Genomic DNA, 24,553 nt, shown 5'->3' with positions numbered 1-24,553 from the left:
CGCGCGGGGGCGGTCAGCCCAAGGCGTCCGCGGGGAGCGCCCCCGGCACGGGGCCGCACACGCCGGGGCGCGCGGCGCCCGGGGGGCGCTCCACCTCGGTGACCGCCCGGAGCAGGGTGAGCGACGCGTCCTTGTGCGGCTCGGCGCCATGGGCGGCGGCCACCAGGGCGTGGGCGCGGTGGGCCAGGTCCTCGGAGAGCTGGCCGAGATAGGCGGCGTAGCGCTCGGTGTCGGGCGAGGGCGCGAGCCGCCCGGCCCGGTGGGCCGCGTCGCGGCACAGCTTGCCGCAGTACTGCCGGGGGCGCCCGCTGCCGTTGCGCGGAACGAGGCGGTGGCCATGGGGGTTTTTGCAGCGCGTCATTCCGGATCCGCTCATTTCGTCGCGGAGGCCGGAGGGGGCACCGGGCGAGGCGACGTGCGGCGGCTCGATAAGCGGCCGTTGACCGCGCTGGCACGCATGGGATGGGTTTCAACCATCCGAGCGCGCGGGATGCTACGGTCACGCGAGGTCGGCGCCACGCCGTCGCGCGGGCAGCGTCCATTCGATGGCATACGGCTCGGGGGCATGCCTCTCCTGTGCTCGTGTGGCGTTCGAGGGGAAGGGGCCCGGCCAACTGGTTTGGCGACCGGCCGGGTTCCTTCGTTCAGCGGGACGCTACACGTCTACCCATCGTGTACGCCAGCATGACGAGACGTAATCAGGATGATGGCGCGTGACGGCGCTGAATCGTGGCATCGGCTGGCCAATCTCCCGAGGTTAACGATCAAAACGGTCGCCGCCTGGGCAACTCCGGTCAGAGCGAGCACCGTTCCGCCCCGCCGCCACCCCTCCCCCGCCTCCCGGGGCTGACGCCGTAAGGGCGCGCAGGTCGGCCGCGTCGCGCCGCTCGGCGGCGAGCCGCGCCGCGGCGGGCTCGATGATGAACCGCACCCCGCCGAGGCCGCTGAATCAACGAGAGGGCTCGGGTCATGCCCGGCTGCGGGAGGGGTCCCCAGCCCCGGGGCGCAGAGTGCGGAATCATGTCCCCACGCATTCATGGAGGAAGCCCGCGATGAACAGACCGCGCAGCAGCCTCGCCCACGGCGCCCCGCCCGCCCGCCCGGGGACGCTGCACGCCCGCTCCCTGGCCGGAACGGTGACGGGCAGCCCCGAGGCCGGACGGATCATCCGCTTCGGCCGCGGCGGCGGGCCCGACGCCGACCTGCGCGTGGGCGAGGACGACCCGCGCGTCAGCCGTCGGCACGGCGAGCTCACCTACCGGCGCGGCCAGTGGTGGCTGCGGAACACAGGACAGCAGCTCCTGCGACTGCCGCGCGGACAGATGATGCACGTCAGCACCGACCCGATCCCGCTGGCGGCCGGGTACACGCCGGTGTTCGTCAAGGGCTCGGGCTTCCGCGAGCACCTGGTGGAGCTGCATGTGACCGACCACGGCCCGTCCGGGTCCGGGTCGCGCAGGGGCATCGAGACGCTGCCGCCCAAGCGCTGGCCGCTCACCGACGACCAGCGGCTGATCCTGGTGGTGCTCGGCCAGGAGTACCTGCGGTACGAGCCGCACCCCCGCCCGCTGACCTACCGCCAGGCCGCGGCCCAGCTCAGCTTTCTGTGCCCCGGGGAGAGCTGGGGCGAGAGCAAGATCGCACACCGCGTCGAGAAGGTCCGCACCGCGCTTGAGGCCAGCGGCGACTTCCCCTACGACCTGCGCGAACAGGACCCGCGCGGCGCCTCGGACAACACACTCAAGCACAACCTGCTGCGCGGCCTGGTCGAGTCCACCACCCTGGTCCCCCCTGATCTTGACCTGCTCGACAGGGGGTCGGACGAATTCTGAGCGCGGATGCGCGACGCCAGGTCGCGCTCCGATAGCGCCTGAGCCCCGATGGCGCGCCCCGCGCCCCATGTCCTCCGCGCGGCGTCAGGCGCGGCCGGAGCGGCGGCCCGTCGCCGCCGCGGCGCGACGCTTCCCCGGGGTGCGGGGGCGGGAGGCGCGGGGGCGTTGCCTCGACGGCTGCACCGCGGGTGGCGAGGCGGCGGGGGCGGGGAGCGTGACCGGGATGCCCGATGGCGTGCGGGCGCCGGTGATGCGGACCAGCTCGGCGTCGTCGGGGCGCACGGACGCGGTGTGCGCGCTGATGCCCGCGTCCCGCAGCAGCCGCGTCATCGCGCCGCGCTGCCCGGGCAGGATCAGCGTCACGACGCGGCCCGAGCTGCCCGCCCGCGCGGTGCGGCCGCCGCGGTGCAGATAGTCCTTGTGGTCGGCGGGGGGATCGACGTTGACGACCAGGTCGACATCGTCGACGTGGATGCCGCGCGCGGCGACGTTCGTGGCCACGAGCACGGTGATGTCTCCCGACTTGAACGCCTCCAGCGTGCGGGTGCGCTGCGGCTGCGACTTGCCGCCGTGCAGGGCCGAGGCCCTGACCCCGGCCGCAAGCAGCCGCTTGGCCAGCCGGTTCGCGGCGTGCTTGGTGCCAAGGAACATGATCACGCGCCCCCTGCGGGCCGCCACCCGCAGCACGAGCGAGGACTTGTCTTCCTCCGTCACGTGCAGGACATGGTGTTCGAGCGTGCTGACGGCGCCCGCGGGGGGATCGACGGAGTGGAGCACGGGATCGTTGAGGAACTGCCTGGTCAGCCGCTCGACATCGCGGTCGAGCGTCGCCGAGAACAGCATCCGCTGGCCATCCGCTGGCACATGTCGCAGCAGCCGCGTGACCTGGGGCAGAAATCCCATGTCGGACATCTGGTCGGCCTCGTCGAGAACGGCGATGCGCACGTGGTCGAGGCGGCAGTCCCCGCGTTCCACCAGGTCGTTGAGGCGGCCGGGGGTGGCGACCACGATCTCGGCGCCGTCGCGCAGGGCCTGCCCCTGGCGGCTGATCGCCAGGCCGCCGACGACCGTGGCGACCCTCAGCCGCACGGCCCTGGCATAGGGGCGCAGCGCCTCGGTGACCTGCTGGGCCAGCTCGCGGGTCGGCACAAGCACCAGGGCGAGCGGCGAACGGGACTCCGCGCGGCTGCCCGCGGTGTTCGCCAGCAGCGGCAGCCCGAACGCGAGCGTCTTGCCCGAGCCGGTCCGGCCGCGGCCGAGTATGTCGCGCCCGGCGAGCGCGTTGGGAATAGCGGCCGCCTGCACGGGAAAGGGAACGGTGATCCCCTGATGCGTCAACTCGGCTGTCAACGCCGCGGGAAGGCCGATCGCGGCGAACGTGTGCACCGCTGGGAGAACGGGGGTGGTGCTGGGGCGCAGGCGAATGTCGCCACCGCCTTCTGCGCGCCGACGGCGCGGCTCCGAGCGGGCCTGACGGGTCACGGGCGGTGCCTTCCTCTGAGGTGCGCCGGAGATCCCGACGTGGATGGGCGCGGGCCCGGCCCCGCCGCGGATCGTGACGGGGCCGGGCCCTGGGCCGCGCGGTGGATCAGGAGGCGGTAACGATGTTCTCGGCCTGCGGGCCGCGCTGGCCCTGGGTGATGTCGAACGTCACCCGCTGGCCCTCCTGGAGCTCACGGAAGCCCTGGGCGGCGATGTTCGAGTAGTGGGCGAAGACGTCGGGGCCGCCGCCATCCTGCTGGATGAAGCCGAAGCCCTTTTCCGAGTTGAACCACTTGACGGTGCCACTGGCCATGATTGTCTCCTTCGACGGGACAGAAACCGGAATCGGCGGTCGCCCATTCCGTCGTTACCGAAATGACCCCATCCGGAAATGGCCGGTGGAAATACAAATGCGCCTGTCGGTCACTACCGTCAGGCGCACACAAGAATCCATGGGTACCACAACTGCAACGCGCTCCACGCTAGCACAGAGGGTCGAGGTCCGCGTCGCGGGTGGCGGTCACGGGGGCGGGCGGCCGCTCACGGACCGTTGTCAGTGGGGCCCGTTAGGGTCACCGACCATGACAGGCGCGAGTGGAGTGCGGCGGCTGCCCCGGGCGTACCGGGTGTGGCTGGGCGGGGCGTTGGGGTCCCTGCTGGGGGACGCGGCGCTCTACTTCGCGTTGGGGTGGGCCGCCGCCGCCCACGGGGGCGCGGCGGCGGGTCTCGTCCTGACGTCGATCACCCTGCCCCGCACCGCTCCGCTGCTGGTGGGCGGGGCGCTCGCGGACAGGCTCGGGGCGCGGCGGGTGATGATCGTCGGCGATGTGGCGATGATCACGGTGGCGCTCTCGCTGTGCCTGACGGTGTGGCGGGCCGGGTCGCCGCTGTGGCTGCTCGTCGCGACGGGCCTGCTGATAGGCGTGGCCGACGCGTTCTACCTGCCCGCGTCCGAGTCCATGCCGCGCCGCCTCGTCGGCACGGAGCTGCTGCCCAAGGCACTGGCGCTGCGGCAGACCGGGGCGCGGCTGGTGACGATGGCGGGGGGCGCGCTCGGTGGGCTGCTCGTGGCGGCGGGCGGCCTCGGCGCGGCGGCCGCCTTCGACGCGTTGACCTTCGCGTTCGTGCTGGGCGCGCTGATGGCGATACGGCCCGCGCGCCGAGCCTCGCGCGCCGGGCTCGTCCGGGGTGCTGCGGGATGTGGGGGACGGCGTGCGGGTGGCGTGGCGCGACCCGGTGCCGCGGGCCGCGCTGGCGCTGACGGCGTGCGCGGGCCGGGGCGCTGCTGCCCGTGATGTCGCTGCTGGTGCCGCTGCTCGCGCGGGACCGGGGCTGGGAGGCGGGGGCGGCGGGCCTGGCGGTGGGGGGCAGAGCCTGGGGATCGTGTGCGCGGCGGGCTGGGTGGCGCGCCGGGGCGGGTCCAGGCGACCGGGCCTCGTCGCCGCGTCGGGCCTGCTGGTCGCGGGCTGCGGCGCCGGGGCCCTGGCCTTCGCGGGCTCGACGCCCTTCGCCGCCGGGGGGGCGCGGCGCTCGTGGTCGGGCTCGGGAACGGCCTGTTCGGGGCCCGCCTCGCGCCCCTCGTCCCGGCGTCGGCGCCCGACACGCACCTGTCGCGGCTCCAGGCGCTGATGGGCCTGGTGCGGAGCGGGGCGCCGCTCCTGATGAACAACCTCCTCGGGGGCCTCGCCCAAGGGGCGGGGGCCCACCGCGGCGTTGGGGGCGAGCGCCGCGATACTGACCGTTGCCGCGCGGGCCGCGCTCGCCCACGCGCCCCTGCGCGACCGAAGGGGCCCCGGATCCGACGAGCAGCTGGTGCGGGATCCTGTGCCCCGTGGGGCCGCGGCGCCGGAGCGGACGGCCGGGGGCACGTGATCGGTGCGCGCGGCCACAGGCTTGTCGCGATCCTTGGGTGACTCCTAGGATGAATGCGCTTTCATGGCACCTGGGAGGACGGTTGAGGAGCACGCCGACGGTTTACGACGTGGCCGAGCACGCCGGGGTCTCGATCGCCACCGTCTCCCGCGTCTATCGCAGCCCGGACACCGTGCGGGTCGAGACGCGCGAGAGAGTCCTCGCCGTCGCCCGGGAGCTGGGGTATGTGCCGAGCGGCAGCGCGCGGGGCCTCGCCAGCCGCACGACCGGGGTGCTCGGGCTGTGCTTCCCCGACTTCCACGACTCCGAGGCGGAGGGCGCGCCGGACGCGGACGACGCGGAGCTGATGCTCTATGTGGACGAGGTGATACGGGGCATGGAACGCGCCGCCAGGCGGCACGGCTACGCCCTGCTGATCGCCGCGTCGGTGGCGGGTGGCCCGGGGCAGTCGATCTCGGAGATGGCCGGGCGGGTGGACGGCCTCGCGGTGCTCGCCCAGACGGTGCCCGATGACGAGCTCGACGTGGTGGCGCGGCGGCTGCCCGTCGTCATGCTGGCCAACCCCCCTGACCGGGCCAGGGACCATGTCGAAGTCGCCAACTTCGACGGGCAGTTGGCGCTCACCCGGCATCTGATCAAGGACCATGGGCTGCGCCGTCTTGCGTTCGTGGGCGGCCCGGAGGACTCGCCCGACGGGGAGGCGCGGTTCCGCGGGTACCAGGCGGCGCACCTGGCGGCTGGCCTACCGCTGCCCGACCGGCCTGACGCGCGGTCCGATCTGACGCAGGCGGGCGGGCGGTTGGCGGCCGAGGCCCTGCTCGACCGCCTGAGCCCGCGGCCCCAGGCGTTGGTCTTCGCCAACGACCAGATGGCCGTGGGCGGCCTGCACGCGCTCGCCGAGCGGGGGCTGCGCGCGCCGGACGACGTCGCGGTGACCGGCTTCGACGGCATCCCGCTCGGGCGGCTCGTCACCCCGACGCTCACGACCGTGCGGCAGCCGATGGGGCAGCTCGGCGAGCAGGCGGTCGCCCTGCTGCTGGCCCGCCTGGCCGACCACGACCGCCCGCCCGAGGCGCGCGTGCTGGCGACCATGTTGACGCGTCGGGCCAGTTGTGGGTGCGCGGATCGGTGAGTTCGCGCCGCGCGGGCTTTGCGGTGCGGGGCGGGGCGGGGCGGGGGCTGTGCGGGGTTCGGGGGCGGCGGCTACTGGCTGGACGCCCTCACCAAGCCCCAGCGGGCGCGGCCGCGCCACCCCGTTACCGAAACGCAACCTTTCGAGGGCTTGAGGGCCAGCCACACCCTGGCGCAGGGTGATGTATGCGCTTACAGAGGCGTGTTCTTGATGCTGGAGGAGTGGCCGATGAAGCTCACCGTCAGGCAATCCGGTGCTCTCGCCGTCGTGTTGGCGGGGTCCATGGCGCTGTCCGCGTGCGGGGACGGGGCCGAGGAGCAGGTCGGGGCCGAGGAGGAACAGACCCTGACCGTCTGGGCGATGGGCGAGGAGGCGCAGCGACTCGGCGCGATCACCGACGTCTACGCGGCCGAACAGGGCAACGTCACCGTCGAGGTGACGCCCGTCAGCTGGGAGAACGTGCACCAGAAGATGGTCGCCGCCTCGGCCGCTGGCGAGCTGCCCGATGTGATGCAGATGGGCACCACGATGATGGGCGAGTTCGTGGAGCTCGGCGTGCTCGAGCCGGTGGACACCGAGCGGTTCGCGGCCGACGACTTCTTCCCCGCCGCCTGGGACAGCGCGGAGGTGGACGGCGAGGCGTACGGCGTTCCCTGGTATGTCGACACGCGGGTCCTCTACTACCGCACCGACCTCGCCGAGCAGGCCGGGATCGCCGAGCCGCCCGCCGACTGGGCGGCGATGCGCGAGCTGGCCGCTGCCTACCAGGAGGAGGGCGTGCGGTGGGGCGCCTCGGTGCAGCCAGGGGGCACGGGCGCGTGGCAGACACTGCTGCCGATGTACTACTCGGCGGGCGGGCAACTCCTCGACGCCGAGGGGAATCCGACGCTTGACTCGCCCGAAATGGTCGAGGCGCTCACGGAGTTCGGCCGGTACTTCGACGAGGGCCTGGCCAACGACAGCGTGCAGCCCGGCTATGACGTGATCCCCGACTTCGGCAACGGCGACGTGGGGATGTTCGTCTCGGGGCCCTGGATGGTGCGCAACATCACTGATGGCTTCCCCGACCTGGACGGCTGGGCGGTGGCCCCCGTGCCCGCGGACGAGTCGTCGACGTCGTTCATCGGCGGGGCCAACCTGGTGATCTCCGCCGACAGTCCGCGCAAGGAGGCCGCCGCGGCGCTGATCGGGCATCTGACGTCGCCCGAGCAGCAGCAGATCTGGTACGAGGAGTCGAGCAGCCTGCCAGCGAACCAAGCCGCGTGGGACGGCGGAGAGTTGGCGGAGAGCGACGCACTGCGGGTGATGCGCGGGGCGTTGGAGACCTCGAAGGCCGTGCCCGCGCTGCCCGCGTGGGAGGAGCTGGCCGAGGAGATATCGGGTGCGATGGAGAGCGTCAGCACCGGGAACGCCACTCCCGAGGAGGCGGCGTCCGAACTCCAGTCCGCCGCCGAGGACATCGTGGGCTGAGGGCACGGACGGATGACGAGCGCCCCCACCACGCCCATGATGGCGACCGAGCCCCCCGCCCCCGGCGGCCTGGCCACGTCCCCGCCTGGCGACGGCCCGAGCCCCGCGCGCGGGCGGCTGACCAAGCGGCACCTGGCGGGTTGGCTGTTCTCCTCACCGTATCTGATCCTGTTCGCCACCTTCATGGCGATGCCGATGGTGGCCACGCTGCTGATGAGTTTCACCGACTTCGGGCTGCGGGACATCACCGACCCGATGGGCGCGGAGTTCATCGGCCTGGAGAACTACCGGGAGTTGGCCGGTGACGACGAGTTCCGCACGGCCCTGGGCAACACCCTGTACTTCGTCGGCGTCGGGGTCCCGCTGACCGTGCTTGCCGGGCTCGTGGTGGCGGTGCTGCTCAACCGCGGCGTGGGCAGGCTGCGCACCTTCTTCCGGGTGGGCTTCTACGCGCCCGTGGTGACGACGATCGTCGCCGTCGCGGTGGTGTGGCGCTTCGTCCTCGACCCCTACGACGGACTGATCTCCGGCGCGCTGTCCGAAGTCGGCGTCACCTCACCGGACTTCCTCGGCTCCGAGGCGCTGGCGATGCCGTCGCTGATCGCCATGGCGATCTGGCGGAACCTCGGCATGGGGATGGTGATCTTCCTGGCCGGGCTCCAGTCGATCCCCACCGAGGTGCGCGAGGCGGCGCGGATGGACGGCGCGGGCCCGTTCCAGGAGTTCCGCCGGATCACCGTGCCGCTGCTGCGGCCGACCCTGCTCTATGTCACGGTCATCACGACCATCGGCTATCTCAACGTCTTCGAGGAGCCGTTCGTGATGACCGACGGAGGCCCCAACGACAGCACGCTGACCGTGTCGCTGCTGATGTACCAGGAGGGCTTCGACTTCTTCCACATGGGCTACGCGAGCGCCATGGCGTATGTCCTGCTGACGATCATCATGGCCGTGACCTTGCTCCAGCTCCGCCTCCTGAGGGACAGGACCCGATGAGCCAACGCGCCGAGACCGTTCGCCGGAGCGCCACGTACGGGCTGCTGTCGGCCGGGCTGCTGCTGATGACCGCGCCCTTTCTGTGGATGGCGCTGTCCGCGTTCAAGACGACCGAGGACCTGGCCGCGCGGCCGCCCGTGTGGCTGCCGATGACGTGGACTCTTGAGCACTTCCGCGACCTGTTCACGGTGCTCGACCTGCCGCAGTACTTCTTCAACTCGGTGGTGGTCGCGACGTTGGTGACCGCGGGGAACCTGCTGTTCTGCTCGATGTTCGGCTATGCGCTGGCCAAGCTCCAGTTCTTCGGCCGCGGGCCGCTGTTCGGGCTTGTGCTGGCCGGGCTGATGGTGCCCGCGAACCTGCTGCTGCTCCCGCAGTTCGTGCTGATCAGCCGGATGGAGATGCTCAACTCGTACGCGGGGCTGATCCTTCCGTTCCTCGCGGGGGCGTTCGGGGTGTTCCTGATGCGGCAGTTCATGCTGTCGATCCCCGACGAGCTGCTTGAGGCGGCGCGAATCGACGGCGCGAGCGAGTGGTTCATCTTCTGGCGGATCGTGATGCCCCTGGTCAAGCCCGCGTTGGCGACGCTGGCGATCTTCACGTTCCTTGGCTCGTGGAACAACTTCCTGTGGCCGCTGGTCATCACGAACGACCCCGACAAGTACACGCTCCCCGTGGCCATCGCGACGTTCGCCATCGACCCGACCTCGTCGTCGGGCTCCAACGGCATGCTGATGGCCGGTGCGTTGCTCGTGGTGCTCCCGGTGCTCGGCGTGTTCGTCGCGCTCCAGCGGTACTTCACTCAGGGCATCGCCACCGCGGGGCTCAAGTAACGCGCGCGCCCCGCCATCCCCTGTCCCCCGCCGTCCCACGCGCCCCTCATGTATGCGCATTCACCGAGAGGTTGACCCATGACCGCTGATCCCGAGACCATGGAATCCCACGCCGCACGCCTCGACTGGGAGCGGCGTGTCGGGCGGCCGAGTGACGCCCCGCTGGCCGGAACGGCCGGGCTGCCCGCGCCGGTCGGGGTGGTCGCGCGTGGCGGCGTGGGGCATGTGCTGCTGAGCTGGGACCCGGTGCCCGAGGCGCTGGGCTATCTGGTGCTGCGGGCCGACTCGCGCGAGGGCCCGTTCGAGCCGCTCGACCACCTGGGCGGCGACGTTCTCGCGGTGCCGCACCCGCCGTACGCGGACACGCTGACCGAGCCCGGGCGCACCTACTGGTACCGGGTCGCCACCTGGACCGACGGGGGCGCTGGCGAGCCGTCGGCCGAGCCCGTGAGCGGGCGGGCGGGGGAACCGGTTGGCGGCCCGCCGCGGCTGCGGGTCGCGGTGGACGCCGCGGCCGATCCCGCCGAACTCCCCGATGTCTGGCGGCGGATGATCGGCGCCGAGCACTTCTCGCTGCTGCGGTGGGACGGCGAGGGGCCGGGGGGCAAGGACGTGGCCGCGGAGTATGCCGAGGCGCTGCGCATCGTGCGTGAGGAGATCGGGGTGCGCACGGTGCGGGCGCATGGCACGTTCCTGCCGGAGAACGTGCGGGTGCGCGAGGACGGCTCGTTCGACTTCGGCGGCCTGGACGAGACATATGACCGGCTGCTCGCGCTCGGGCTCAGGCCGGTGGTGGAGCTGTCGTTCATGCCGCGGGAGCTGGCCGCGGAGCCGGGCTCGACGGTGTTCCAGTATGGGGCGATCAACTCGGTGCCGAAGGACTGGGAGCGCTGGGGCGAGCTGTGCCGGGCGGTGACCGCGCACCTGCGCGAGCGGTACGGCGCCGAGGAGGTGGCGGAGTGGGAGTTCGAGGTGTGGAACGAGGCCAACCTCGAGGTCTTCTGGACCGGGACGCAGGCCGACTACCACCGGCTCTACGAGGTGGCCGCGCGGGCGGTCAAGGGCGTGGACGAGCGGATCAGGGTGGGCGGCCCCGCCTCGGCGGCCGCGGGCTGGGTGGGGCCGCTGCTGGAGCACTGCCGGGCGTACGACGTGCCGATCGACTTCGTCTCGACCCACACGTATGGCAACGCGCCGCTCGACTTCAGGCCGCAGACGCGGTCGTTCGCCGAGGCCACGGGGCGGGCCGAGCCCGAGATCCTGTGGACGGAGTGGGGGGTGACGCCGACGCACTTCCACCGGGTCAACGACTCGGCGTTCGCCGCGCCTTTTGTGCTGCGCGGCATGAAGGCGGCCCTTTCATCGACGGACGCGCTGGCCTATTGGGTGGCCTCCGACCACTTCGAGGAGCTTGGCTGGCCGCCCCGGCTGTTCCACGGCGGCTTCGGGCTGCTGACCGTGGGGAATCTGCGCAAGCCGCGCTTCTGGGCGCTCGCGCTGCTCACCCGGCTCGCCGGGGTGGGCGGGCGGATCCCGGCCAGGGTGGGCGGGGACGGCGCCGATGCCCTGGTGGAGGCGCTGGCCACCCGGACTCCTGATGGCGCGACGGTCGAGGCGCTGGTGTGGAACGGCACGCTCGACCAGTCCAAGATCGAGGGTGCCAGGGCGCTCGACCGGATCGCCGATGTGGTGGTCTCGGGCCTGGCTCCCGGCGCGCGTTACGCCGTGACATCCCGGCGCGTGGACCGGGGGCACGGTGACATCCACGCGGTGTGGCGGGACCTGGACGGCGGTGACTGGCCGGACGGTGAGCAGTGGGAAAGGCTGCGTGCCGCCGACGAGTTGCCGTCCGAGCGGCTGCCCGCGGTGGTGGCGGAGTCGGATGGCTCCGTCGTCGTGCCGGTCGATCTGCCGATGCCGGGGATCCGGTCCCTCACGTTCACGCGCCTGTCCTGAAAGGCCCCTCCTGACCCGCACGTTCGCACCTGTCGCGCTACCCGTACCGAAGAAGTCGCCCTGTTCCTTCGTCCACTTGGGAGCCGCACGATGAAACGCCGTACCTTTCTGACCGCGTCCGCCGCCGCGTCCGCCGCCGCGTCGGGCGCCGTCGCCCTGGCCGCGCCGCCCGTGTCCGCCGCCTCCGCCTCTTCCGCCGCGAGACCGGGCAAGGCGGCAACGCGCCCTGGCGGGAGGGGCGTTGAGGATCAGCTGCGTGGCTGGTTCGCGGACACCTATCGCTCGCTCGAGGCCATGGTGGCCGACAGCGGGCTGCCCTGCGACGCCCTGACGCTCTCGGGCGAGCGCCCGACGCGTTCGGAGAACACCTCGGTGACCAACATCGGCTGCTGGCTGTGGTCCACGGTGGCTGCGGCCGGGCTCGGGGTGATCGGGGAGGAGGAGATGCTGCGGCGCCTGTCGGCCACGGTGGCGACCATCGAGCGGATGGAGCGGCTGCATGGGTTCTGGTTCAACTGGTACAACACGTTCACGGGCGAGGTGCTGGACGAGTGGCCGGGGTCGGGCGACCCGGTGGCGCACCTGTTGTCCACGGTGGACAACGGCTGGCTCGATGTGGGCCTGCGGGTCGCCGAGGACGCGGCGGACCCGGCCGACCCGGCGCTGAGGGACCGGATTCGCGCGCTGCGGGCGGGCGTTGACTGGTCCTTCTTCTACGCGCCGTTCGACCAGGACGACCCGGTGGCGCGCCCCGGGCAGATGCACACGGGCTTCCAGGTGGCGGAGGGCAGGCTGGCGCCCTCGTTCTATGGCGCGCTCAACTCCGAGACGCGGATCGCCAGTTATCTGGGGATCGGCGACGGCACCGTGCCGAGCGACCACTACTGGCACATGATGCGCACCCAGGCCCCCGGTGTGGAGCAGGAGATGCCGCCGACGGGTGAGTGGGTGACGGTGGACGGGGTGCGGACGTTCCGCGGTCACTATGTCTACCGGGGCCGCAAGGTTGTGCCGGGCTGGGGCGGTTCGATGTTCGAGGCGCTGATGCCGCCGCTCTTCGTGCCGGACGCGGAGTGGTCGCCGCGCTCGTGGGGGCTCAACCACCGGCGTGTCGTGCTCGGTCACCGAGACCACGGGCTGCTGGACGCGGAGTACGGGTACTGGGGGTTCTCGCCGTGCAACGTGCCCGAGGGCGGCTACCAGGAGTACGGCGTGCAGTGGCTCGGCATGTCGCCGACCGGGTACTGCTCCAACACCGACCGCACCTATGTGCCCTATGGCGAGGAGATGCCGGATCCCTCGGCGTGGACCAACGGGGTGGCGACGCCGCACGCGTCGTTCCTCGCGCTGCCGTTCGGGGCGCGGGACGCGTTCGAGAATCTGCGGCGGCTCGCGCGGGACTTCGACCTCTATGAGGAGGGCATGGGATTCCGCGACTCCGTGAATGTCCGCACGGGGCGCGTCAGCGACGCGATGCTGTCGCTCGACCAGGGCATGACGGCGGCGGCGCTGGCGCAGGTGCTGCGGCCCGGGCTGCTCCAACGGCCGTTCCGCACGGGGCGGTTCGCGCGCAGGCTGCGGCCCGTGCTGGCCCGTGAGGACTTCGGCATCGCATGAGCGGGACGACGGGTGAGCGGAGCGGGTTGCCGGTGCGGCGGCGCACCGTGCTCGGGGCGTCGGCCGCCGCGATGAGCGGGGCTGGCTCGTATCTGGGCTCGGCCGCGCACGCGGCCCCTTCGGGGGTGCCAAGGGGCGCGCGGGCCCGGGAGGGTGCCGCGCCCGCTGTCGGCTAAGCGGGCAAGCGCCTCCTGCTGAACGGCGAGCCCGCGCTGGTGCTCGCCGGGGAGATCCACTCCTTCGGGCTGCGGCGCAATGACTGGCAGCAGCGCCTCGACCGGGTCAGGGAGGCGGGCCTTCACGCCATCGCGACCTATGTGCCTTGGCTGTGGCTGGCCCGCGCTGGCCAGGCGCCTCACCGCACCCGGCGCGGACGCCGCCCTCCAACGTGCTGCCCTCCAACACCCCGGCCTTGAGGGGGTGTTGACCCTCCATATGACGGCGCTTGCCGACCTTCTCGACGCCGCCAGGGGGGACGCGGATGGCCGGGGCGACGCGGATGGCGTGGAGGACCGGCTTCCGGCGCACGAACGCCGCTACTGGACCGCCGCGGCGACCGCCCACGGGCTGCTCCCGTCCCTGTCGCCCGGCACCCTGACCGACGCGCTGGTCGCCGCGTTCCTCCTCGGCGCCGGGACCCGCGACCTGGCCGACGCCCTGCTGGGCCGCGTGCCGGGGCTGGCCGACCAGCCCTCGGACCGGCGCCGCGCGGTGCGCGAGTGGATCGGGGCGCTCTATCCCCCGCCCGCGGGCGGGCGCCCCTGGGACAGCCTCCAACCCGACCGCCTGGCCGAGCGGTTGGTGGGCCGCCACCTGGAACGCGACCCCGGCCTCGCCCACCGCCTCGCGCGGGGCGCCACGGAGTCCCAGGCCGTCCAGCTGCTGACCGTCTACTCCCGCGCCGCCGCCCACCCCGTCTTCGACCGCCGCCTCGACCCGTCGCTGACCGAACTCTGCCTGGCCCAGCCGGAGTTCCTTGCCGGACCGGCCGTCGACGCCGCCACCCGCACCTCGACCCCAGGGCCCCTGCTCGACGCGCTCCACGGGATCGCCGAACGCCTGCCGCGCGCCCGGCTCGAGGAGCTTGCCGACCGGCTGCCAGAGGCCAGCCACCGCCTCGCCCCGTGGGCCGCCCGGCTCACCCGGCGCCTCGCGGACGAGCACCGCGCCTGGGCGCGCGATGACCCCGATGGCCTTCCGTCCCTCGCCACGAGCCTGCACAACCTCGGCGTCTGGCTGGGGAGACTCGGGCGGCACGACGACGCGCTCGCCGCCGCCACCGAAGCCGTGGACGCACAAAGGGAGTTGGCCAGGACATCACCCCAGGACCACCTCCCCGAACTGGCCAACGCCCTCAACAGCCTCTCGATCGACCTCGCCGCCCTCGACCGCCACGACGACGCGCTCACCGCCGCCACCGAGGCCGTCGGGACCTACCGCGAGCTGACCGACGCGCTACCCGACGCCCACCTCCCCGGCCTCGCCATGAGCCTTCACACCCTGTCCAACCGGCTGGCCGAGCGAGGCAGGGAAGAGGAGGCGCTGGCCGCCGCCACCGAGAGTGTGGCGGTGTACCGGGGTCTTGCCGGGGCCCGCCCCGAGGGCTACCTCGCCGACCTCGCCATGGGGCTCGACCTCGTCGCCCTGCGGCTGAGCGGCCTGGGCCGATACCGTGAGGCACGGTCCGCGATCACCGAAATGATCGCTATATGGCGGGAGTTGGCCAGGGAGCGGCCCGGTGTCCACGAGGGCAGGGTGAGGCGCGGCCAGGAATTCCTCAACTGGCTGGCGATCAAGATCCTCTCCCCTCGCCCCCCGCGGGGGCGCGGACCAGGGTGACGTCCTGCTCGGCGCAGCGCGGGTCCAGGTCGAGGGGGGCCTCCGCGTCGGTGACCAGGGTCCAGGCACCAGGGAAACGGGTCCAGGCCGGGGCGTCGGGGACCAGCAGCTTGGTGGAGTCGGCGAGCACCACGACGCGCCGGGCCCGCGCGGCGACGCGCTCCTTCACCGCCGTCTCCTCGAGCGTCGGCTCGCCGATGCCACGGGCCGGGTCCACGGCGTCGGCGCCGAGGAACGCCACCTCGAACGACAGCCGTTCCAGGGCCAGTTCGGTCAGCGGCCCGACCAGCCCATGGCTCAGCGGGCGGATCAGCCCGCCCAGGAGCACCACATCGCGGTCCACCGCCCCCGCCAGGGCCATGGCCGTCTCAAGACCCCTGGTCACCACGGGACCCGTGCCAGGGGTGTCGGCCAGGTGGCGGGCCAGCGCGGCACACGTCGTTCCCGCGTCGGCGAACACCGCCCCCGAGGTGGGCAGCAACTCCCGTGCCGCCGTGGCGATATCGGCCTTGGCCGCGCGGCGCAGCAGCGCGCTCTCCCCCACGGGCCGCTCGGTGAACGCCTCGGGCACCACGGCCCCGCCATAGGTCCTGGCGACCTTGCGGTCGCCCGAGAGCCGCCCGAGGTCGCGCCGGACGGTGGACGGCGAGATGCCGAGCGCGTCGGCAAGCTCCTCGACGCGGGTCACCCCGTCGCGCAGCAGCCGGAGCAGCGCCTCGTGCCGCTCCCTGGTGGACCGCCTCACCGATGTCAACTCGCCTCCCCCGCGGGCGTGTAGGTGCGGCGGATGAGCGGCACCGAGGGGGCGTGATCGACGGCGGCGCGGTAGGCCGAGAGCATCGTCCCGTGGTTGGCGCGCCCGGTGCCCGCGATGTCGAACGCCGTGCCGTGGTCCACGGAGGTGCGCAGGATCGGCAGGCCGACGGTGACGGAGATCGTGCCGTCGAAGTCGTAGGTCTTGGCGGGGATGTGGCCTTGGTCGTGGAAGTGGGAGAGCACGCCGTCGAAACGCCCTGTGAGTCCCTGGTGGAAGACCGAGTCGGCGGGCACGGGCCCGGTGACGTCGAGCCCGTCGGCGCGCGCGTCCTCGCACGCCGGGCCGATGTGCTGGATCTCCTCGTCGCCGAACGCGCCGTTCTCGCCGCCGTGGGGGTTGAGCGCGGCGACGGCGAGGCGCGGGGCGGGGGTGCCGAAGACGCGCAGCGCGGTGGCGGCGTCGCGAAGGGAACGCGCCACGTTCTCCCGGGTGATGAGGTCGAGCGCCCTGCGCAGCGACACATGCCGGGTGGTGAAGAAGATCCGCAGGTGGTGGCCTTCGATGGCGGTGTTGCGGACCACGAACATCGTGTCCTGGCGGGTGACCCCGGTCAGCTCACCCAGCATCTCGGTGTGCCCCAGGTGCTTCGAACCCGCCCGCCAGATCGCCTCCTTGTTGATCGGCCCGGTGACGACGCCCGCGACCGCGCCGTCGAGCGCGGCGCGCGTGGCGACCTCGATGGCGGTGACGGCCGCGCGGCCGCCGCGGGCGTCGACGGTGCCGAAGTCGGGGAGGTCACGGCCGAGTTCGCCGGTGTCGACGATATCGATCGTGCCGGGGCCAGCGGGCTCGGCGGTGAAGTCGCCGAGCACGCGCACCTCGGCGTCCACGCCCGCCGCCCTGGCGCCGCGGCGCAGCGCCTCGGCGTCGCCGACGGCCACGCCGTGGTGCCCCTCCTCCCCGGCGACGGCGGCCAGGGTGCGGGCGGTGATCTCGGGGCCGATCCCGGCGGGGTCGCCGAGGGTGAGGGCGAGGACGGGGCGGGTCATGCGTTTCTCCCTGGGGTGTCGCGGGTGGCTTGCGCTGCCGGGACCCGGCGGTGGGCGGCGGTGGCCATCCGCGCGAGGTGGTCGAGGCAGGCGACGGTGGTGGCGGGGTCGCCGACGAGGCCGCCCTTGGTGACCACGGGCAGCCCGGCCCAGGGGCCGCCGACGGCGGTCCCCGCGACGGCGAGCGGCACCAGCTCCTCCTCGATGGCGAGCCCGGCGACGTCGAGCGCGCGCAGCAGGGCGGCGGCCATGTCGCCTCCGGTGGCGAACAGGCCGTCCACGCGGCGCCGTTCGAGCGCGTCGCGCACGGTGGCGGCCAGGGCGGCTGGCAGCATCGCGGCGTCGGCCGGGGTCAGCTCGACGACATCGGAGCCGTCGATGACGGTGGCGAGCAGCACCGTTTCGCCGGGGCCCGCGTCGGCGAGCGCGCGGGCGAGGGCTTCGGCGGTGGCCGCCAGGTCGGGCAGCGGCCCGGGGCCCGCTGGCACCGGGCGGACGGTGCGCACGGGCCGTTCGGCGGCGAGGCGCGCGAGCTGGTCGCGCGTGAGGCGGGTGGTGGATCCCGAGACGGCGAGCAGGGGTGCGCCACCGCCGGCGCGCGCCAGGCCGAGCGCCCCGGCGAGGGCGACCGATCCCGGCCCCGGGTCGACGGAGAGCCAGACGGGCGCGCCGCCGCCCGATCCGGCCCACGCGTCTCCCGCGGCGACGGCTGCGGCCGCGGAACGGCGCAGGTGGTCGGTGGTGAGGGCGTCGGCGATCAGCACGTCGGCGCCGTCGGCCAGTAGCGTGGCGACGCGGTCGCGCAGCGCGTCGGGGTCGCCCGTGACGGCGGAGAGCGGCAGCGCCGCGGTGGCCAGGTGCGGGGCCTGGGCGGCCAGCAGGGCGGCGATGTCGGAGGTGGGGACGGGCGAGCGCGGGTCGGCCGCAAGCTCGGTCTCCTCAAGGCGGACGCCGTCGAGGAGTTGGCTGCCCTGCACGGTGTGCCGCCGCGCGCCGGGGTGCGCGGGGGCGCACAGCGCGACGGCCCAGCGCCCCGAGAGGTCGCGCACGGCGCGCAGGGCGGCGGCCGTGGTGGCGCCGACGTTGCCGCGCAGGGTGGAGTCGATCCGGTTGCAGACGAGGGAGGCGGGCCAGCCGGTGCGGATGGCGTCGGTGACGTGCGTGGCGGCGTCGGCGGGCGGGGCGTGTCTGCTGTCGGTGCACACGACGACCGCGTCGAACCGCGCGCCGAACGCCGCGAGCGCGTCCGCGTCGCAGCCTGGCCCCGCGGTGACCGCCCGCAGCCCGGCCCGGGCGAACCCCGCGGCGGTGGCGTTGGCGCCCGTCAGGTCGTCGGCCACGACGAGGACGCCCGAAGTGCGGGCGGCGCGGGGGGCGTTGGAGCTGTTCACAGGAACAGGCTCCCGACCAGCAGGAGCGGCAGCGAGCCCAGCCACACGGCGGTGGTGATGCCCGACCAGCCGCGGATGGCGGCGGTGCCGTCGAGGCCGGTGAAGCGCGTGACGACCCAGAAGTAGGAGTCGTTGAAGTAGCTCAGCACCATCGAGCCCGCGCAGCAGGCGAGTCCGGCCATCAGCGCGGACAGGCCGAGCCCGTCGAGCAGCGGCGCGGTGACGGACGCGGCGGTGATCATGGCGACGGTGCCCGAGCCCTGGGCGACGCGCACCAGGCTGGCGATGAGGAAGGGCACCAGGACGGCGGGCAGGTTCCATGAGGAGATCGCCTCGGCCAGCTCGTCGCCGACGCCTGTGGCGCGCAGCACCGCGCCGAACGCCCCGCCCGCGCCCGTGATGAGGATGATCAGCCCGGCCGACGAGGCGGCCTCGGCCAGCCAGCCGCTGACCGCGCGGCGCGGGGTCCAGCGGGGCAGCAGCAGATAGACGGCGAGGACGATGCCGACCAGGAGGGCGACGATCGGGTCGCCGACGAAGCTGAGCACTTCGGCGACGCGGGACGGCTCGTAGTCATCGCCGCCGAGCGCGCCCTGCCGGTCCTGGTCGATGGCGGTCGCGGCGGTGTTGGCGACGATCAGCAGCAGCGGCACCAGCAGGGGGAGGAACGCGAGGAACGCCGGGACGCGGTGCGGGCGCGCGCCCTCGGGCGGCTCACCGAGCGCGGCGGCGGGGCTCCGGGCCGGGCTCCCGGCCGGGCCCCCGGCGGGGTCGGGCGCGGGGGTGTCGGCCGCGGGGGCCGCGGGGGCGTTGCCTCCCGCGGGGACGGCGCCCGCGGGGACGGCGACCTCGCCGTAGACCTCGGCCCTGACCTCGGGCGACACATGTGCCTCCAGGCGGGGTCCCATCCAGCGTGCGTACATCACCACGATCGGGAGCAGCAGCACCGAGTACACAAGCCCGGCCACCAGCAGCCCGCCGAGGTCAACGCCGAGGATACCGGCCACGCCGAGCGGGCCCGGGGTGGGCGGGACGAGGTGGTGGGTCAGGGTCATGCCGCAGCCGAGGGCGAGCGCGAGGGTCACATAACCCGTGCCCTTGCGGCGGGCGATGGAGCGCGCGAGCGGGTTCATGATCACATAGCCCGAGTCGCAGAAGACCGGGACGGAGACGACGGCGCCCGAGCCCGCCATGGCCCACGCCTCGCGCCCCTTGCCGAAGGCGCGGACGAACGTCCTGGCGAGCGCGTCGGCGGCGCCCGAGACCTCGAGGAGCTTGCCGATGCCGACGCCGAGGCCGATGACGATGCCGATGGAGCGCATGGTGTCGCCGAACCCGGCGGCGATGTGGTCGACCAACTCGGCCGCGGGGGCGCCCGCGACGAACCCGGTGACCAGCGCCGCGAGGAGCAGGGCTATGAACGCGTCGAGGCGGGTGCGCAGCACGACCACGACGATCGTCGCTATGCCGAGGACGAGAGCCGCAAGTAGCTGAAGATCCACGCTGATCCTCCGGTCCTGCATGACGAGACGGGGGTGTGAGACGGGGGTGTGAGACGGGCAACGAGACACACCGCGACATGAAAAGACGATGAACGGCCGCCATCATGCCGGGCGGGAGTTGCGCGGAACAAGCAGTGCGCAGCACTCAATTGCGCGAATCGCGCGACTTCCGCGCCGCGCGACCAAAGTCGCCGACCCGGCGCGCGGTGTCGTTCCAAGGTCGCGATCCGCTCCGCGGCCGGTCACACGGGGTGCCATGGGCCGTACATTCGACGGCATGGCCCGCACCGCCCGCGCCGTGACCACCGACGTCTGCGCCTTCCTCTTCGCCGTCGGCTTCTCCGTGCTCAGCGCGGACGCGGTGGTGCGCGGCAGGAACCTGTCGGACGGCTGGCTGCTGGTGGACCAGGCGACGGGCGCGGTGGCCTGCCTCTCCGTCTTCCTGCGCCGCCGCTGGCCGGTGGGCCTCGCGGTGGTGCTGCTCCTGGCCGGGACGCAGTCGCACTTCGTGACGGGCGCGGCGCTCGTCGCGCTCTTCACGGTGGCCACGCACCGCCCGCCGCGGACGACGGCGTGGGTGGCCGCGTTCGCGTTCGCGCCGCTGCCATTCTTCCTGGTCCAGCGGCCCGACCCCGAAGACCCGAGGACCAGTTCGGCGCTCGTGTTCTTCGCGCTCGTCGCCGGGGCGATCGGGTGGGGCCTGTTCGCGCGCTCGCGGCGGCAGTTGATCGCGTCGCTGCGGGACCGGGCCGAACGCGCGGCGGTCGAGGCGCGGCGGCAGGCGCGCGAGGACATCGCGCGGGAGATGCACGACGTGCTGGCGCACCGCCTGTCGCTGCTGAGCGTGCACGCGGGCGCGCTGGAGTTCAACCCCGGGGCGCCGCCCGACGAGATCGGGCGGGCGGCGGGCGTGATCAGGGACAGCGCACACCAGGCCCTTCAGGACCTGCGGGAGATCATCGACGTGCTGCGGGCGGACGGCGACGCGGTCGGGGCGCCGCAGCCGGTCCTGGCCGATCTGGAACGGCTGGCGCGCGAGTCCCGCACGGCGGGCATGCGGGTCGCGCTGCGCCAGAACGTCGCCGACCCGGCCGCCGCGCCGCCGCTCGCGGGGCGGACGGCGTACCGCGTGGTGCAGGAGGGCCTGACCAACGCCCGCAAGCACGCGCCCGACGAGCCGGTGACGGTCACGGTGAGCGGCGGCCCGGGGGACGGGCTGACCGTGGAGATCCGCAACCCCGCACCAGGCGCGCCTCCCGAACGGGCCGTCCCCGGCGCGGGCATGGGCCTGATCGGCCTGCGGGAGCGCGCGGGGCTCGCGGGCGGCCGCCTCGAACACACCCTGACCGGCGAGGACTTCCGCCTCACGGCTTGGCTCCCCTGGCCCGCTTCCCCGTGAGCCACAGCGCCCCACCGCATCGGCCCCCCGGGGCCCCGGCCGCGCCCTCCGGCACCCGAACGCGCTCGCCCCCGGGGCCCGCCGTCCGTGAGCCACCCCCGCCGCACGAGCCACGATCCGGCGCCCGGCCGACCGACACACAGAACGCCAGCCCTCTCCCCCCACGGCAGGCGTGGCGCCGAGCCCGCCTCACCCCGCGCAACGCGGCCAACCCGCGGCAGACGGCGGCCGAGCCCGCCGCAGGCGCCACGCCCCGCGAACACACCCTCCAGAACGCCACCTCACCCACCCCAGCCCGCGCCACACCGCCGAGCCCGCGGCAGGCGTTATGCCGCGCGGTCGCACCACAGGGGCTCGACCGCCGTCCACTCGCGCTCCCAGCGCGCCGCGCGCCGTCGCGCGAGGTGGCTACGCACCGCAAGGCGCGCGCCCGCGGCGAGAACGCACACCCCCGCTGTCGCCGTCGCGCCCAGCAGCGTTGCCCCGGCCCATACCTCCGCGGGTCCCGCGGGGGCGTCCTTGATCCGGCCCTGGTCGTCGAGCCAGATGGTGACGCGCGAGCCCTCCTCCGCGCCGAAGGCGACGTGCGTGGCACCCACCCGGGCCGTGCCGTCGTCGTCCGTCCAGCGCACGGCGGCCAGGCCCTTGCCGCCCGGGCCCGCGATGCCGGGGACGGGGGCGCCCGTGACGACCACCGCGGTCACGCCGCGCAGGTCGTCGTCCTCGTCGAGCATCCCCTCAGCCGCGCCGACCGCCATCGCCAGGCCCGCCAGGGGCGCGCCCACCGCCATCGTCAGGCCAACCGCGAGGCCGACCCACGCCTCCGCCACGTCCGAGCCCCGCCGCAGTGGGTTGCGCCGCCAACGCCACAACCGGACCGCCTTGTCCATAGCATCGTCCCCTTCACCGCGCTCTCACCCGAACGGGTACCCCGGTTTCGGCCAGATGTTCAGATCGAAACGAAACAGTTTCCTTCCGGTGGCGCGGATGTGGCGGCGCCGATCGCGCGGGCGAGCAGCGGGAGCGAGCACGCGAACTCCCGCCCCCAGTACGGCCAGGCGTGCGTCCCAGGCCCGTAGAGGTGGGCGGTGACGGCCACGCCCCGCTCCCTGGCCTCGGCGACATACGCGGCGGCCATCTCCCCGAACCCCGCCTCGAGCGCGTCGTACTCGGCGCCCGGCTCGTCGAGTGGCCCCGGCTCGCCGTTGCCGCTCGACACATAGACGGGGAAGCCGGGAGGGAGGTGGCGCGCCAGCGCGATGGGGTTGTGGCGTGACCAGATCTCCCCCTGCGCCACCGGGTCGCCCCACAGGGCCAGCGGGTCGAGGCCGAAGTCGGCGAGGCGGTTCATCACGGCCGCGGGATCGGCCTGGGTGTCGAGGCGCCCGCTGTAGGAGGCGGCGGCGCGGAAGAAGCCGGGGTGGCGGGCCGCGTAGCCGAGGGCGCCCGTGCCGCCCATCGAGTTCCCTGCGACGGCGCGCTCCTCGCCCGCGCCCACCTCGTCGGCCAGCAGGGCGGGGAGCTCGACCAGGTGGAAGGTCTCCCAGGCCGGGGGGCCGCCGAGGCCGCCGTTCCACCAGTCGCTGTAGTAGCCGACCGGGCCGCCTTCGGGCATCACGATCAGCGCCTCGGTGTCCGCCGTGACGGCGGCGACGTCGGCGGCCTCGGTCCAGTCGAGCCAGCCGCCCGTCGCGTTGCAGCAGCCGTGCAGCAGGTAGATCACCGGCCAGGTGCGGCCCGGCTGGTCGGCGTGGCCCGGCGGCAGCAGGACGCGGGTGGCCACCTCGGTGCCCAACGCGGGCGACGCGATGGTCAGGTCGAGGACGCGCTCGTCGACGCGCTCGCGCGTCACCACGGTCGCGCCCCCCGCCGAGGAGGCCGCGGCGGCGGGCTGGGCCGCGACGGCGACGAGGGCGGCGAGCGCCGAGCAGACCGCGGCCAGGCGGGCGCGCAGGCCGCCGCGAAGGGGGACGAAGAGAGAAAGAGACATCTCAACGACGTGCCCCGAAGGGGGTCAACCATGCGCGGGAACCGGTCATTTCGCCCCAAAGCGGCAGCTCGGCACGCCCCGGCGCACGCCCCGGCGCACGCCCCCCGCTCGGCATCGAGCCGCCCGGGATCACCGACACCCATGACCACCCCGTTGACCGCCTCTACGCTCTTGTCGAGCTGGGAGCCTACGACACCTCGTGCGGCGCCGACATCGCGGAGAGCGCCCAGCGGTCCGCCCATGGCGCCTGGCGCCCGCTTCGGCACCGCCTCGGCGAAGTCCCGACGGGCCTGCCGCCGACGCCTCGCGCCGCGCGGGTCAGGAGCGGGCGGGCGGGACGTTCGCGGCCACCTGCGCGGGGTCGGTGACCGCGACCGGGGCCACGATCTCGTCGATCCGCTCAAGCAGCCCGGCGTCCAGCTTCACGCCCGCGGCCTTGGCGTTCTCCCCGACCTGCTCGGGCCTCGACGCGCCGACGATCGCGGAGGAGACGTTGGGGTTCTGGAGGACCCACGCGATCGCGAGCTGGGCCAGGCTGAGCCCCGCCTCGTCGGCGAGCGGGCGGAGCCGCTGGACCGCGTCGAGGACGTCGTCGCGCAGGAAGCGCGAGATCATGCTCGCGCCGCCCTTCTCGTCCGTGGCGCGCGAGCCCTCGGGCGGCTGCTGGCCCGGCAGGTACTTGCCGGTCAGCACGCCCTGGGCGATCGGCGACCAGACGATCTGGCCGAGCCCCAGCTCCTGGGAGGTCGGGATGACCTCGCCCTCGATGATCCGCCACAGCATCGAGTACTGCGGCTGGCTGGAGACCAGCGGGATCCGCAGCTCGGTGGCGAGGGCGTGCGCCCGGCGGATCTGGTCGGCGGTCCACTCCGAGACGCCGATGTAGTGCGCCTTGCCGGAGTGGACGATGTCCGCGAACGCCGACATCGTCTCCTCGAGCGGCGTGGACACGTCGAACCGGTGCGCCTGGTACAGGTCGACGTAGTCGGTCTGGAGCCTGCGCAGCGAGTTGTCGATGGACTCCCTGATGTGCTTGCGGGAGAGCCCGCGGTCGTTCTTGCCGGGGCCCGTGGGCCAGTAGACCTTGGTGAAGATCTCGAGGCCCTCCCGGCGCTCGCCCTTCAACGCCCGGCCAAGCACGGACTCGGCGCGCGTCTCGGCGTAGACGTCGGCGGTGTCGAAGGTGGTGATCCCGGCGTCGAGGGCGGCCCGCACACAGGCGGTGGCGGCGTCCTCCTCCACCTGCGAGCCGTGGGTGAGCCAGTTCCCGTAGGAGATTTCACTGATGAGAAGACCACTACGGCCCAGAAAACGATGCTCCATGAGGACAGGACTCTACGCCCAATTCGGTGATCCCCCCCATGGGCCGTCCGCATGCCGGATCGCGCGCCCGCGGATGGTGCGCGTGGGGGACACGGCGCCCGCGCTCCTTCGCC

General features: G+C 73.6%; 21 protein-coding genes and 1 pseudogene. 11 read left to right on the top strand and 11 right to left on the bottom strand.

All coding sequences use genetic code 11. The features are described from left to right. Positions 1-13: 13 nt before the first annotated feature. Both DEH69_RS07640 and DEH69_RS33610 read right to left on the bottom strand, forming a co-directional pair. Entirely contained in the window at positions 14-361 is a 348-nt protein-coding gene (locus tag DEH69_RS07640; protein ID WP_113686106.1) for a hypothetical protein, read from the bottom strand. Positions 362-757: 396 nt separating this feature from the next. Beyond that, positions 758-931, bottom strand: coding sequence for an FCD domain-containing protein (locus tag DEH69_RS33610; RefSeq protein ID WP_369008263.1), 174 nt, complete (start codon positions 929-931; stop codon positions 758-760). A gap of 121 nt (positions 932-1,052) precedes the next feature. On the opposite strand from DEH69_RS33610, the gene DEH69_RS07630 reads away from it, so the two are divergent. Further along, a complete protein-coding gene (locus DEH69_RS07630; RefSeq protein ID WP_113686105.1) occupies positions 1,053-1,832 on the top strand; it encodes an FHA domain-containing protein in 780 nt (259 codons plus the stop codon). A gap of 84 nt (positions 1,833-1,916) precedes the next feature. Here the strand turns inward: DEH69_RS07630 and DEH69_RS07625 are convergent, their stop codons facing one another. Both DEH69_RS07625 and DEH69_RS07620 read right to left on the bottom strand, forming a co-directional pair. Beyond that, on the bottom strand, positions 1,917-3,314 hold the full coding sequence (locus tag DEH69_RS07625; protein ID WP_309302768.1) for a DEAD/DEAH box helicase: 1,398 nt from the start codon (positions 3,312-3,314) through the stop codon (positions 1,917-1,919). 106 nt (positions 3,315-3,420) lie between these two features. Beyond that, positions 3,421-3,627 (bottom strand): cold-shock protein, encoded by a 207-nt coding sequence (locus DEH69_RS07620; RefSeq protein ID WP_113686103.1) that lies wholly within the window; start codon positions 3,625-3,627, stop codon positions 3,421-3,423. 268 nt (positions 3,628-3,895) lie between these two features. On the opposite strand from DEH69_RS07620, the gene DEH69_RS31990 reads away from it, so the two are divergent. From DEH69_RS31990 to DEH69_RS33370, 9 genes and pseudogenes are all read left to right on the top strand, one after another. Next, positions 3,896-4,609 (top strand): MFS transporter, encoded by a 714-nt coding sequence (locus DEH69_RS31990; RefSeq protein WP_220131208.1) that lies wholly within the window; start codon positions 3,896-3,898, stop codon positions 4,607-4,609. 626 nt (positions 4,610-5,235) lie between these two features. Continuing rightward, positions 5,236-6,318: a LacI family DNA-binding transcriptional regulator gene (locus DEH69_RS07610; protein ID WP_113686102.1), complete on the top strand. Its 1,083-nt coding sequence runs from the start codon at positions 5,236-5,238 to the stop codon at positions 6,316-6,318. Between the two features lie 228 nt (positions 6,319-6,546). Next, entirely contained in the window at positions 6,547-7,788 is a 1,242-nt protein-coding gene (locus DEH69_RS07605; protein ID WP_113686167.1) for a sugar ABC transporter substrate-binding protein, read from the top strand. A gap of 12 nt (positions 7,789-7,800) precedes the next feature. Then, positions 7,801-8,784 carry a carbohydrate ABC transporter permease gene (locus DEH69_RS07600; RefSeq protein ID WP_258534509.1) on the top strand — a complete coding sequence of 328 codons (984 nt, stop codon included), beginning with the start codon at positions 7,801-7,803 and terminating at the stop codon, positions 8,782-8,784. Then, on the top strand, positions 8,781-9,617 hold the full coding sequence (locus DEH69_RS07595) for a carbohydrate ABC transporter permease (protein ID WP_113686101.1): 837 nt from the start codon (positions 8,781-8,783) through the stop codon (positions 9,615-9,617). The genes DEH69_RS07600 and DEH69_RS07595 overlap by 4 nt, the downstream gene beginning before the upstream one ends. A 78-nt stretch (positions 9,618-9,695) precedes the next feature. Further along, positions 9,696-11,573: a glycoside hydrolase gene (locus DEH69_RS07590; RefSeq protein ID WP_113686100.1), complete on the top strand. Its 1,878-nt coding sequence runs from the start codon at positions 9,696-9,698 to the stop codon at positions 11,571-11,573. Positions 11,574-11,663: 90 nt separating this feature from the next. Continuing rightward, positions 11,664-13,190: a glucoamylase family protein gene (locus tag DEH69_RS07585; RefSeq protein WP_113686099.1), complete on the top strand. Its 1,527-nt coding sequence runs from the start codon at positions 11,664-11,666 to the stop codon at positions 13,188-13,190. 215 nt (positions 13,191-13,405) lie between these two features. Then, positions 13,406-13,459: pseudogene (locus DEH69_RS33605) on the top strand (hypothetical protein); the annotation flags it as partial. Between the two features lie 46 nt (positions 13,460-13,505). Beyond that, positions 13,506-15,029, top strand: coding sequence for a tetratricopeptide repeat protein (locus tag DEH69_RS33370; protein ID WP_309302767.1), 1,524 nt, complete (start codon positions 13,506-13,508; stop codon positions 15,027-15,029). Here DEH69_RS33370 and DEH69_RS07565 read toward each other — a convergent pair. The 4 genes from DEH69_RS07565 to DEH69_RS07550 are packed head-to-tail and all read right to left on the bottom strand — an operon-like array spanning position 14,983 to position 19,728. Then, positions 14,983-15,774: a DeoR/GlpR family DNA-binding transcription regulator gene (locus DEH69_RS07565; RefSeq protein ID WP_258534508.1), complete on the bottom strand. Its 792-nt coding sequence runs from the start codon at positions 15,772-15,774 to the stop codon at positions 14,983-14,985. The genes DEH69_RS33370 and DEH69_RS07565 overlap by 47 nt on opposite strands. Positions 15,775-15,779: 5 nt before the next feature. Next, entirely contained in the window at positions 15,780-16,835 is a 1,056-nt protein-coding gene (pdxA, locus tag DEH69_RS07560; protein WP_113686094.1) for a 4-hydroxythreonine-4-phosphate dehydrogenase PdxA, read from the bottom strand. Further along, positions 16,832-18,226 (bottom strand): four-carbon acid sugar kinase family protein, encoded by a 1,395-nt coding sequence (locus DEH69_RS07555; protein ID WP_113686093.1) that lies wholly within the window; start codon positions 18,224-18,226, stop codon positions 16,832-16,834. The genes pdxA and DEH69_RS07555 overlap by 4 nt, the downstream gene beginning before the upstream one ends. Next, positions 18,223-19,728 carry a GntP family permease gene (locus DEH69_RS07550; protein ID WP_258534507.1) on the bottom strand — a complete coding sequence of 502 codons (1,506 nt, stop codon included), beginning with the start codon at positions 19,726-19,728 and terminating at the stop codon, positions 18,223-18,225. Before DEH69_RS07550 ends, DEH69_RS07555 begins: the two co-directional genes overlap by 4 nt. Positions 19,729-20,005: 277 nt before the next feature. Between DEH69_RS07550 and DEH69_RS07545 the strand changes: the two genes are divergently transcribed. After that, the gene (locus tag DEH69_RS07545; protein ID WP_113686165.1) at positions 20,006-21,127 is read left to right on the top strand and encodes a sensor histidine kinase; all 1,122 of its coding nucleotides are present in this window, start codon (positions 20,006-20,008) and stop codon (positions 21,125-21,127) included. Positions 21,128-21,453: 326 nt separating this feature from the next. Here DEH69_RS07545 and DEH69_RS07540 read toward each other — a convergent pair whose 3' ends face one another. The 3 genes from DEH69_RS07540 to DEH69_RS07530 all read right to left on the bottom strand — a co-directional run bounded on the left by DEH69_RS07540 (position 21,454) and on the right by DEH69_RS07530 (position 24,440). Then, positions 21,454-22,017: a hypothetical protein gene (locus DEH69_RS07540; RefSeq protein WP_113686091.1), complete on the bottom strand. Its 564-nt coding sequence runs from the start codon at positions 22,015-22,017 to the stop codon at positions 21,454-21,456. 59 nt (positions 22,018-22,076) lie between these two features. Next, positions 22,077-23,117, bottom strand: coding sequence for an alpha/beta hydrolase family protein (locus DEH69_RS07535; RefSeq protein WP_113686090.1), 1,041 nt, complete (start codon positions 23,115-23,117; stop codon positions 22,077-22,079). Positions 23,118-23,435: 318 nt separating this feature from the next. Next, positions 23,436-24,440, bottom strand: coding sequence for an aldo/keto reductase family protein (locus DEH69_RS07530; RefSeq protein WP_113686089.1), 1,005 nt, complete (start codon positions 24,438-24,440; stop codon positions 23,436-23,438). Positions 24,441-24,553: the final 113 nt, after the last annotated feature.

It is taken from the genome of Streptomyces sp. PT12 (genome assembly GCF_003311645.1).
Classification (GTDB): Bacteria; Actinomycetota; Actinomycetes; order Streptomycetales; family Streptomycetaceae; genus Streptomyces.
This window is presented reverse-complemented; position numbering and strand designations above follow the sequence as displayed.